At 37.5% G+C, this 10,781-nt stretch carries 12 protein-coding genes; 6 read left to right on the forward strand and 6 right to left on the reverse strand.

The genetic code is table 11. The annotated features are described in order from the left end of the window. Window positions 1-34: 34 nt before the first annotated feature. The 3 genes from J3U42_RS02640 to J3U42_RS02650 are packed head-to-tail and all read right to left on the reverse strand — an operon-like array spanning window position 35 to window position 3,104. A complete protein-coding gene (locus J3U42_RS02640) occupies window positions 35-796 on the reverse strand; it encodes a DeoR/GlpR family DNA-binding transcription regulator (RefSeq protein WP_220217680.1) in 762 nt (253 codons plus the stop codon). Window positions 797-827: 31 nt separating this feature from the next. Beyond that, window positions 828-1,808: a 4-hydroxythreonine-4-phosphate dehydrogenase PdxA gene (pdxA, locus tag J3U42_RS02645; protein WP_267335371.1), complete on the reverse strand. Its 981-nt coding sequence runs from the start codon at window positions 1,806-1,808 to the stop codon at window positions 828-830. A gap of 12 nt (window positions 1,809-1,820) precedes the next feature. Further along, the gene (locus J3U42_RS02650; RefSeq protein ID WP_267335373.1) at window positions 1,821-3,104 is read right to left on the reverse strand and encodes a four-carbon acid sugar kinase family protein; all 1,284 of its coding nucleotides are present in this window, start codon (window positions 3,102-3,104) and stop codon (window positions 1,821-1,823) included. Window positions 3,105-3,331: 227 nt separating this feature from the next. On the opposite strand from J3U42_RS02650, the gene J3U42_RS02655 reads away from it, so the two are divergent. The 6 genes from J3U42_RS02655 to J3U42_RS02680 all read left to right on the forward strand — a co-directional run bounded on the left by J3U42_RS02655 (window position 3,332) and on the right by J3U42_RS02680 (window position 8,677). Next, complete coding sequence (locus tag J3U42_RS02655; RefSeq protein ID WP_267335375.1) at window positions 3,332-4,468, forward strand: iron-containing alcohol dehydrogenase; 1,137 nt, start codon at window positions 3,332-3,334, stop codon at window positions 4,466-4,468. Between the two features lie 25 nt (window positions 4,469-4,493). Continuing rightward, the gene (locus tag J3U42_RS02660) at window positions 4,494-5,372 is read left to right on the forward strand and encodes a dihydrodipicolinate synthase family protein (RefSeq protein WP_267335377.1); all 879 of its coding nucleotides are present in this window, start codon (window positions 4,494-4,496) and stop codon (window positions 5,370-5,372) included. A 41-nt stretch (window positions 5,373-5,413) separates the two neighbouring features. Then, window positions 5,414-6,802, forward strand: coding sequence for a sodium:solute symporter family protein (locus J3U42_RS02665; protein ID WP_267335379.1), 1,389 nt, complete (start codon window positions 5,414-5,416; stop codon window positions 6,800-6,802). Between the two features lie 28 nt (window positions 6,803-6,830). Beyond that, entirely contained in the window at window positions 6,831-8,015 is a 1,185-nt protein-coding gene (locus tag J3U42_RS02670) for a sialidase family protein (protein ID WP_267335381.1), read from the forward strand. A gap of 76 nt (window positions 8,016-8,091) precedes the next feature. Continuing rightward, window positions 8,092-8,556, forward strand: coding sequence for a YhcH/YjgK/YiaL family protein (locus J3U42_RS02675; protein ID WP_220217673.1), 465 nt, complete (start codon window positions 8,092-8,094; stop codon window positions 8,554-8,556). Then, window positions 8,543-8,677 carry a YhcH/YjgK/YiaL family protein gene (locus tag J3U42_RS02680; RefSeq protein ID WP_267335384.1) on the forward strand — a complete coding sequence of 45 codons (135 nt, stop codon included), beginning with the start codon at window positions 8,543-8,545 and terminating at the stop codon, window positions 8,675-8,677. Before J3U42_RS02675 ends, J3U42_RS02680 begins: the two co-directional genes overlap by 14 nt. Before the next feature lie 193 nt (window positions 8,678-8,870). On the opposite strand, the gene J3U42_RS02685 is transcribed toward J3U42_RS02680, so the two are convergent. From J3U42_RS02685 to J3U42_RS02695, 3 genes are all read right to left on the reverse strand, one after another. Next, window positions 8,871-9,416 carry an imm11 family protein gene (locus J3U42_RS02685; RefSeq protein WP_267335386.1) on the reverse strand — a complete coding sequence of 182 codons (546 nt, stop codon included), beginning with the start codon at window positions 9,414-9,416 and terminating at the stop codon, window positions 8,871-8,873. A 285-nt stretch (window positions 9,417-9,701) separates the two neighbouring features. Then, window positions 9,702-10,292: an imm11 family protein gene (locus J3U42_RS02690; RefSeq protein WP_267335388.1), complete on the reverse strand. Its 591-nt coding sequence runs from the start codon at window positions 10,290-10,292 to the stop codon at window positions 9,702-9,704. A 267-nt stretch (window positions 10,293-10,559) separates the two neighbouring features. Continuing rightward, window positions 10,560-10,781, reverse strand: a 222-nt coding sequence (locus J3U42_RS02695) for a hypothetical protein (protein ID WP_267335390.1), incomplete at its 5' end; no start/stop codon positions are given.

The following is a 10,781-nucleotide window of genomic DNA, read 5'->3' on the forward strand; positions in this document are numbered from 1 at the left end:
TTTAGCATATCATTGAAATTAAAGTAAAATCTTATTAACTTGCAATATGCAACTTAAACGGCTGTGATTGTAAAAGATGTTTTGTTTCTGCATCTAAGTGACTATCTGTAATAATATCGCTAAAGCGATTGAGGGCAATAGCAGTAAATAACGAGTGACAATTATATTTACTACTATCGGCGACCAATATTACTCGATCGGCTTTAGCGGCAAAGCTAGATTTAATTAAAGCCTTATCTTCAGTTGGTGCAGTAACGCCTTTATTAAGGCTCCATGAGTTACAACTAATAAATGCGATATCGGGATTGATTTGCTCCAATAGTGAACGCCCATGTTCACCAATACAAGATTGGCTGCTGTCATCAATTTTACCGCCAATAATCGTCACTTCAATCTGCTTAAACTCTGACAAAAAAAGAGCAATATGCAGATCAGAAGTGATAACTCTAACGGGTATTTGGGTAATTCTTTTGGCTATTTCACGAGTTGTGGTGCCGGCATCTAAAGCGATCGAATCTCCAGCTTTAATAAGCTGGGCTGCGGTCTTTGCGATTCGCTGTTTTTCGATAAAACTTTTATGTAGCTTTTCAGAAGTTGTTGGTTGCGCAGGAATAAATCTATTTAAGGTCACCCCACCATGGGTACGGCTTATTACGCCTTGTTGATCTAATTTAATTAGATCACGACGAATTGTGGCAGGTGAAGCTTCTGTTGCCACAACTAATTGTTCGACTGTCACCAGATTATGAATTTTAAGATACTCCATGATTTGATCAAGTCGATTATATTTTGCCACCGTTTAATCCTCATTATTAATCGATCAGTCGTTAAGATAATAGCTCTGCTAAGCGAATCGATTCTATCATACTATCTGCTTTAGCAACACCTTGCCAAGCAATATCATAAGCTGTGCCATGATCAGCGGATGTTCGAATAAAGGGTAAGCCGGCTGCAATATTCACCCCGTCATAAAAACCGAGCAGTTTGAGTGGAATATGTCCTTGATCATGATACATTGCCACAACTATATCAAACTTCCCTTGATGAGCTTGTAAAAAAACAGTGTCAGGTGCACAAGGCCCCACAACGTTTATGCCAATTTGTTGCATTTTCTCGATAGCCGGCGTCACAAATTTGATCTCTTCATCACCAAATAGGCCATGTTCTCCTGCATGTGGATTAACACCGGCAACCGCTATTTTAGGCTGATCAATACCAATTTTTTGCAAAAAATCGTTGGCAATGCCTATCACTTTTTCAATTCGTTGGCTGCTCAAAGTCGTTAAAAATTTCTGCAATGATACATGTGTTGTAACATGAATAACTTTAAGTGCTTCGGTGTATAACACCATGGCAACATCTTTACTATCGGTTAATTGAGCTAATAATTCAGTATGTCCGGGATACATATGACCGGCTGCGTGCAATGCTTCTTTGTTTAAAGGTGCGGTGGCAATGGCCGATACCTCACCATTTAAGGCCAGCTCAGTTGCTTTTTTAATACATCGGTATGCCAGATCACCAGCTTGTGGCTGAATTATTCCCGGCTTAAGTGCATGAATGTCAGCTAACGCAATGTCAATCACATTAATCACGTTGGCACTAAATTTGGCATCAGTTACTTGCTCTATGGGGTTGATGATAACATTATTGAATAGTCCCATTTTTAACTGTTTTTTTAGCAAATCGACCGATCCAATAACAATTGATTGGGTGTTTTTTAAAACGTCGGATTGTAACGCCTTGATGATGATCTCCGGACCAATTCCGGCTGGATCGCCCATGGTGATAGCAATAATTTTTGACACAATTTTCCTCCTTTAAATAAATGCTAATGATTTCAATAAAATATTTTTAGCGCCAAAGCCGCCTGCTTTGGTAAATACTCGGTAGGTCAGTGGGGGTTGGCTAATCAATCTGCCATAGGGAACGCCATGGCAGACTTCTCCCTCTATAGTGAAACCTTTAGCACCTAAAGATTTCGCTACGGATATTGCCACATCGCCACCGGTTAAAAAAAGATTATCAAACTTTAATTGGTTAACTAACTGGCCTAAAGCCGTAGCGATCTTTTCACCAAGCTCAATCCGCGATAGATTGTAGTGCTGGCAATGCAGATCAATTGCAAACCGATCACGATAACTGGCGCAAGTACTGACAATACAGTGATGACCTGAGTCTAAACTCGCTTGAATCTCGGTCTGGTAAGGTGTTAATTGGTGAGAAATAGAGTGGTTGAGTAAATCAATTATGTTGATAGTAAAAAGTCTCCAATTACTGCCACCATTCTCCATTGCGTAACTTATCTGCTGTTGAGTCATTTCGCTCATTGAACCGGCAATAACTAAAAGTGGTGCGTTGCTGGTTTTAGTTTTTTGCTGTTTGTTTTCTTCTTTTGCTTTGGGCATAAAATCCAGCAAACCGGCCGAACCAACTAATAATAGCTTATCAAGCAGTGGCTTTAACTGCCCTAAAATCAACTGTAAATCGTTGTCTGTTTCACTATCTACTATCAGAATTTTATAACCTGCAGAGATTAAATTTTCAATCGTCTGTTTTAGCTGATTATTTCTCAATGTTTCTAAATTAATTTGTGCAGATAAAAGGCGTGTTTGCTGGTCAATGTTATTTTTTACGTTTGAAGATAGCACTGGTGTTTTTGGATCGGTTGCAAATTCGGTGTTTTGTAACTCAACGCCGTTAACATAACATAGCCCATTTTTGACGATACGATTCATCTTCGGAAAAGCAGGTATAACTAGTGCTGCTTGGTATTCACTATGGTCTAATAATGTTTCAATTTCAGTACCAATATTGCCACGTAAAGTAGAGTCTATTTTTTTATAAATTGGTTTAAAGTGGGAAAAGTTTTCTAACACTTTTTTTATTCTTGCTTTGGTTTCAATCACTGAGGTTGAACGAGTTTCTGAATTGACCACAATGACCGCGTTGTTATCGTCTTGGCCGAGGTTTAGTGTGAAAGAATTTGCTAAGTCAGCATTTTGCCAATCAAAAACGACATTTACCGCTAATCCCTTATTGACCAGTTGCACACCGGCATCATTGGATCCGGTGAAATCATCAGCAATAATTAATCTAACCATTGATTATTTCCAATCATAAAATCTGTCATTTCTGCAATTATACCGATTTCCAATTAAAAAACACTAACATTTTGATTGAATGTAATCATTTTAATTGTATTGTGATCATGATCCCAATTTTAAATATTAAGTTTGATCAAAATTAGCACATAAAATAATATTAAATGATTAAATTAAATCAATGTGATTTAAATGTTTCATTTTATTTTGTGTTTTGGGAGCGAATTATGCACATAAATAGTACAATTTTAAGTGGGCAGGGGGTTTTAAACGATCTTCATTGGTTATTTAAAGCACATCATCATGTTGTCTTTATTACCGATAAAAATGTCATTAATTTACCCCAAGTATCCTCTTTGCTTGCAACAATTAAGACAATCGTACCGGTTGTAACCTGCATTGATGATATCCCGCCAGAGCCTAGCCAACATGATGTTGCCAACGTTTTAGCAAAATTATCGCTTCCTGTTGCGGATTTTGTAATAGGTGTGGGTGGTGGCAGTGTTCTTGATGTGGCTAAATTGGTGTCAGTTTTAACTATAGCAAATAACAATTTGACCTTGAAGCAGCTATTAGACGGGGTGCAACCGCTAAGGCGTTGTGCATCATTGTTGATTCCAACTACTGCCGGTACCGGATCTGAAGCGACGCCTAACGCTATTTTAGCCATACCTGAAAAAGCCACCAAACAAGGTATTATTTCATCGGTAATGCTACCCGATTATGTCTGTTTAGCCCCCGAACTAACTAGCTCAATGCCCAAAATGGTTGCCGCTTCAACAGGTGTTGATGCATTGTGCCATTTAATTGAGTGTTTAACCTCTAACTTGTCCAATGCCGTCAGTGATAATTATGCGATGCTAGGTTTGTCGAAATTGTTTGCCGCTATCGAAAAGTCGGTTGTGGATAAAGATAATTTTGGCACAAGGCTCAACATGCTTTGGGCATCTTACTATGGTGGTGCAGCTATTACTTATGCCGGTACCCATTTAGTTCATGCAATGTCCTACCCGCTAGGTGGCAAATATCATATTGCCCATGGTGTGGCCAATGCCATATTACTTGTGCCTTGCATGGCTTTTGTGCGTGATGCGGTTGTCGATAAGTTTGCCTTAGCTTACGATTTATTACCCGATGCGCAGTTGGCACTGACTACAGAAGAAAAATCCTATGCTTTAGTTGACTATTTCAGCCAATTAATTGTTCGGCTTGGATTGCCGACTAAATTACAGCAATTAAACATTTCAAGCCATGACCTCCCTTATCTCGTTGATAACGCACTTAATGTAAAACGGTTAATGAACAATGTCCCCAAACCCATTACCGAACAAGATGTATTGGCTATCTATCAATCGCTTTTATAAAAACTTTTAAGCAGGAGTAATTAACATGAGTAAAAAAATAGAAGGAATCTTAACCGCTATTGTGACAACGTTTGATGATAACGGCAATTTTTGCCCCAGTCGGATGCGTAAACAAGTTAAGCGCCAATTACACCATGGAAATAGTATTTTTTGTAACGGCACCAATGGCGAATTTTTCGTTTTAACTCAGCAAGAAAAAATCAAAGTTGCTGAAGTTTGTGTTGATGAAGTTGGCGGGCGCTTCCCTGTCATGGCGCATATAGGTGAGATCTCAAGTCAGGAAACAATAAAACTGGGTAAACAGATAGCGAAATTAGGCGTAGATGCCGTGTCGGTCATTGCCCCATATTTTATTCCATTAAAACAACAAGAGCTAATCGACCACTACACCAAAGTCGCCGATGCATTAACCGTACCGATTTATTTGTACAACATTCCTGCTCGAACGGGCAATAAAATCGAACCGCAAACCGCCGCCATACTGGCAGAACATCCGAATATTTGGGGTATCAAAGACAGTGCGGGCAGTATTGAAAGTTTGCAAGGGTTTATTGATATAGCCAAACAATTTGAAGGGTTTGATGTGTTAACTGGACCCGACTCTTTAATTTATCAAGGTTTTGTTGGCGGAGCCGTTGGCTCTATCTCAGGCCTTGCCAATGTCGTACCGGAACATATACAGGCGATTTGGCAACACTTTAAAGCCGGTGATCTTGACCACGCCAAAGCGGCGCAAGAGTTGGTCGGTGATTTGCGGCAGCGTCTTTATGCCACGGTATTTTCGCCGGCTGCTGTCAAAAAAGCGTTGTCATTAATGGGCGAGCAGGTGGGTGAAAGCCGTTATCCGATCCTATTTTCTGATTCTGATATTGCCACAATTAACGATCTTGTGAAGCGATTGTAATAACTATTTAACATGCACTGATAAAGTAAAGAAGGTGATTTATGCATTACTTTGGAACAATGGACACAATCATTATTATAAGTATTGTGGTGATTTATATTTTAGCTACTTCTGCAATGACCTATTTTTTAAGAAGTAAAAATAATAGTGATTTTATGGAAGGATCGCGTGCGGTACCTGCAATCGTTGTCGGTGTTTTATTAATGACCGAATATATTGGCGCTAAGTCGACTATAGGTACTGCGCAATCAGCTTTTGATAATGGGATTGCCGCGTCATGGTCAGTGATTGGCGCCGCAATTGGTTTTCCGCTGTTTGGTCTGTTATTAGTTAAAAAGATTTACAACACTGGGGAAATCACTATTTCAGCAGCCATTGCTCAAAAATATGGGCATTCAACTAAAAATCTTATTTCGATCATTATGATTTATGCTCTGCTATTGGTTAATGTGGGTAACTATATAAGCGGTGCGGCAGCGATTTCAACCGTGCTGCAAATTTCGTTACCGGTTGCCGCTTTTATTACCGCTGTTGTCAGCACATTCTATTTTGCTTTCGGGGGACTCAAAGGGGTGGCTTATGTCACTATCATCCATAGTGCCGTGAAATATTTTGGGGTGTTATTTATTTTAGCAACGGCATTGTATTTAACCGGTGGTATATCACCCATGATTGAACAGATGCCGCCACACTACTGGACTTGGGACGGTTCAATCGGTGCCAGTACTATTTTTGCTTGGTTAATCGGTACTATTGGCTCGATCTTTTGTACTCAATTTGTGATTCAAGCTATCTCGTCAACGAAAGATGCCAAATCGGCAAAACGTGCTTGCTGGTATGCTTTCTTCTTCTGCCTGCCTATTGCTATAGCTATTGCGGTAATTGGAGTTTGTGCCAAATTTCTTCATCCGGATATAAATAGCTTATATGCTTTACCGGTGTTTATACAGGATATGAATCCATTTATGGCCGGTGTGATTACCACTTCCTTAGTCGCTTCAATTTTTATTAGCGTCAGTACCGTTGCTTTAGCGATTGCCTCACTGATTGTTAAAGATTTTTATGTGCCATATTTCAAACCTTCACAAGAAAAAGAGTTTAAAGCAACCAAAGTGATTTCGGTTTTCGTTGGTTTTGCTCCTTTGCTGTTAGTACTGGCATTTCCGGAAGTGTTAAAGCTTTCATTTTTTACTCGTGCTATTCGGCTATCAATCACTATTGTGGCAATGATTGCTTTCTATTTACCTTTTTTAAATAGTACCCGAGCAGCAAATATGGCCTTGATTGGGGCGGCTATTATTACATCGGTTTGGTTTTACTTAGGCGATCCATTAGGCGTGAATAACATGTATGTTGCGCTTCTTTCGCCTGCTGTAATCATGCTGTTAGACAAATGTTTAATTAGCCCTTTTGTTAAATCTAAAAAATAATGTTGATTGTTTATAGGGAGATTACCTCATGACCCAAATTAAACCGGACTGCTGCGGCAGATTGAGTATTAATAAAAATGATAGTGCCCGAATTGAGGCATTTCTACCAACCGAATGTGTACAAAACCATGCGGCTAATTTACTACCATTACCAAATGGTGATCTACTTTGCACTTGGTTTGGCGGTACGCAAGAGGGGATAGCTGATATTTCCGCTTATTATTCAAGACTAAAAAAGGGCAGTCAAACTTGGACTAAAGCGGTCAAGCTTTCCAATGACGCAACAAGATCAGAACAAAACCCACTGTTTTTTCTGGCTCCAGATAATGTATTGTGGCTACTGTATACCGCGCAAATCGCCGGCAATCAAGATACGGCAATTGTACGATATCGTCAATCGCATGATTTTGGTGAAACTTGGGGACCAATTAAAACGTTACTGGAAGATCCCAATAAAGGTATTTTTATTCGTCAGCCTATTACAGTAATGCCAAACGGGGATTGGTTATTACCGGTGTTTTACTGTATTGCAAAACCCGGTGAAAAATGGGTAGGAAGTTATGATACAAGTGGTGTGATGATCTCTAAAGATAACGGGAAAACTTGGTTTAATGTTGATGTGCCCGATAGTTTAGGCTGTGTGCATATGAATATTTTATTATTGAAAGACAACAGTTTGTATGCGCTTTTCCGCAGTCGTTGGGCAGATAATATTTATGCTAGCCGATCGACCGATGGCGGATATCATTGGTCTACACCAATAGCCACCAATTTACCTAATAATAACTCCTCCATTCAAGCCACCGTTTTAAATAACGGGCATATTGCCTTAGTGTTTAATCAATCGAGTGCTAAAGATGCAATTGCAAGGCGTATATCACTTTATGATGAAATTGAAGATGAAAGTTGTGCCAATAAAAAAGAGGCCGAAATTATTGACGGGCAAAAAAATGCTTTTTGGGGCGCACCACGAGCACCTATGTCATTAGCAATTTCAATGGATAATGGTGAAACTTGGCCTTATATCCGGCATATGGATGAAGGCGACGGTTACTGCATGACAAATAATTCTAAAGATAGCTTAAATCGTGAATTTTCTTATCCCACTATTAAGCAGGGTTTAGACGGCAAATTACATATTGCTTATACCTATTTTCGTATGGCTATTAAATATGTTGTGATTGATGAAAATTGGGTTAAAAATTTCAACTAACCGCTTGTGCACTTATCGCATGATAGGTGCGCAACATTTTGACACTGTAGAATAATGCAGTATAAGGAGATGAAAGATGATTGCCGGTCACTTAAACAATCTAAAGTTAGCAACTTTACCAGATACATTATACACAATATTATCGAGCGCTGAGCTAAGCTTGAATGCACTTCAAAATCAGGCCGACGGACGTTATCAAATGGAAGGAGAACAATGGTTTTACACCATTGGTGATGCTTGGACTTCACCTAGGCAGGAGCGGCACTGTGAATTTCATAAACAGTTTTTAGATATTCAATTAATCCTCAGAGGTGAAGAGATTATTGCCTACAGTTTGCTAGATGCCTCACATTTACCTTGTTATGAAAAGAAAACTGATCTGTTTATTGTTAATCAAGCCAGCTTAAATAACTTTATTCATTTAACCGAAGGTGAGTTTGTGACCTTTTATCCGGGCGAGCTACATCAAGCGCTATGTATGGTTGATGAACCTAAAAAAGTACGTAAAGCGGTGTTCAAGGTACCGATTGACATTATTTAACTGTTTACCCGTTTCAGTTACGGCCTTTTATCCGGGCGAGCTACATCAAGCGTCATGCATGGTTGATGAACCTAAAAAAGTACGTAAAGCGGTGTTCAAGGTACCGATTGATATTATTTAACGGTTTACCCGTTTCAGTTACGGCCATTTTTTAGATTCATTAAATCTCTGTTTCTAAAGCAAGTGAAAATATACAACTTGCTTTATTAAAAATTAATTGGTGTTTTTCGCTTCTAATTCTCTAAATTTTTGCTGAATAAGATGCTGTGTATTTCGATATAAACTAACTTTATATCGAACCATAGTTAAGAATATTAATTTACTTCTAACGGTTTTCCGTCGGTTTCAATATTAATAAATTCCATACCGGTAGGGTTTACCGCCATGATGGCTTTGGCTAATGTTTCATGAAAAACGATGTGAAGCGATTCTCTTAATAAAAAAACTAATCTTTGTTCCAAAGAAATTTCATTTAAAATTTTTCTGTCTAAAATGAGTTTTTTTATAAAATATGTTCTTCTAGGCTTTTCATAATCGGATTTATCTTTATCTAAAGCCTCGATTATGTTGTCAGAAAGTAGACAAAAATAGTCCTTAATGAGTTTACCTTGTGGGGTTGTTAATTCAGTGTCAATAATTTTTATCCCTTTAGGCTTAAAGCTTTTAATGACATTGGCAATTTTATCGGTAATAAAAATCTCAGGGCCAGACAAAAAATCAGACATAACGGGCTGAGAGGGTATAGTTCCATTAAATTCCAAATTTATTAAAGTGGGGTTTAAGTGAGCATCGCGATTGGTTATTCGAATCAATGGATAGGCTTGGTCGGATTTTCTCTGTATAAAATAATAATTTTCCATGTTTTATTTCTCTTTAACAGGTTGTATTTTTTGGGGGGATAAAATAGATTTGCTGATTGTTGGTTAAAATAGTAGCATGAAGTATGTTTTCTGAAGTGGTTATTTTTGTAATTATTTTACCTATCTATTATGTTTTTCAAAGCTTTGAATAACAAAATAAATAGGAGATTGGGTTTAATCTCCTTCTATATGCTCTCTGTTGATATATTCATGAACGCTATTTGTTAGTCATATAACTGTTTAAATTGCGCTAAATGATAGGCTAATATTTGGCTCAGTAATGGCTTAAATATGCCAATCTTTTACTTTAATAAATTTTAAACCAGTTGGTTTAACAGTCATTAATGCTTCAACTATAGATCGGTGATAAAGCATTATTGTGTGATCTTCTCCTAATTTAAAAATTAATCTTTCTTCTAACGGAATATTTTTTAAAATATTTTCATCAAGCTTAAATTTATCGATAAAATAGCAATCATCCCCTTCGTCGAATTTAGAGTTTAGTTTATCCATTGCATTAATAATATTATAAATATGTATATAAAAGTAATCCTTAAAAATATCACCTTTATTACTTGTAATCATAGCTGGAATTAGTTGAATTCCAAATATATTGAGTGAAGACAATATTTTTTTTAACTTATCTGAGATTACTGATTCAGGTTGGGAAAAATAATCACCAATGACTGGGCTGGCAAAATAGGGTTCACTAAATGTAAATTCCATCACTTTCGGTTTGGGAATTTTTTCATTTTCGTAATCATATAGATATTCTTCCGTATGTTCCGAATCAGGATCACACATAATTAAGGGATAGGAATGACTTGGATTACGTTGTAGTACGTAATACTCAAGTTCGTCATTTGTACTATTCATGTTTCATATTCCTTTTATTTAATGTTATTGGTTTTTCATCATTATTGTTGAATCCAGTCTAATTTTCAATCAATATCATATTTGTTTATTAATTTAAATTAACTCAATAGTTTCTTTTAAATCTTGTAGTTGGTAGGGAATTTGGATCTCAATAACCATATTTATTTTTGAATATCAAATCGGTCGGTGGTGAGTGTACAAAGAGAACTTTTATCAATTCAGATGATTTTTAGCATACTATCTATTTTACAACGTATTTCTCTTTTATTATTTTTCGATTGGTACCTTTCTACAATCCAGCCGGCACAAAAGTGCCAAGAAGCACAGCTGGATTTTGTAATGTGTATGGGTTTTAAATGCTAAAAACCGAGTTATTTCATTACTAATAGATAATCGTGTACTATTGATAACATTATGTTGCTCCTGATTGACCTCCCGCTCAGTGCGCTGCGTGCCCACCATCACACTGACACCGATTGACGCCTGTTT

This window comes from Gilliamella sp. B2923 (assembly GCF_026536565.1).
GTDB lineage: Bacteria > Pseudomonadota > Gammaproteobacteria > Enterobacterales > Orbaceae > Gilliamella.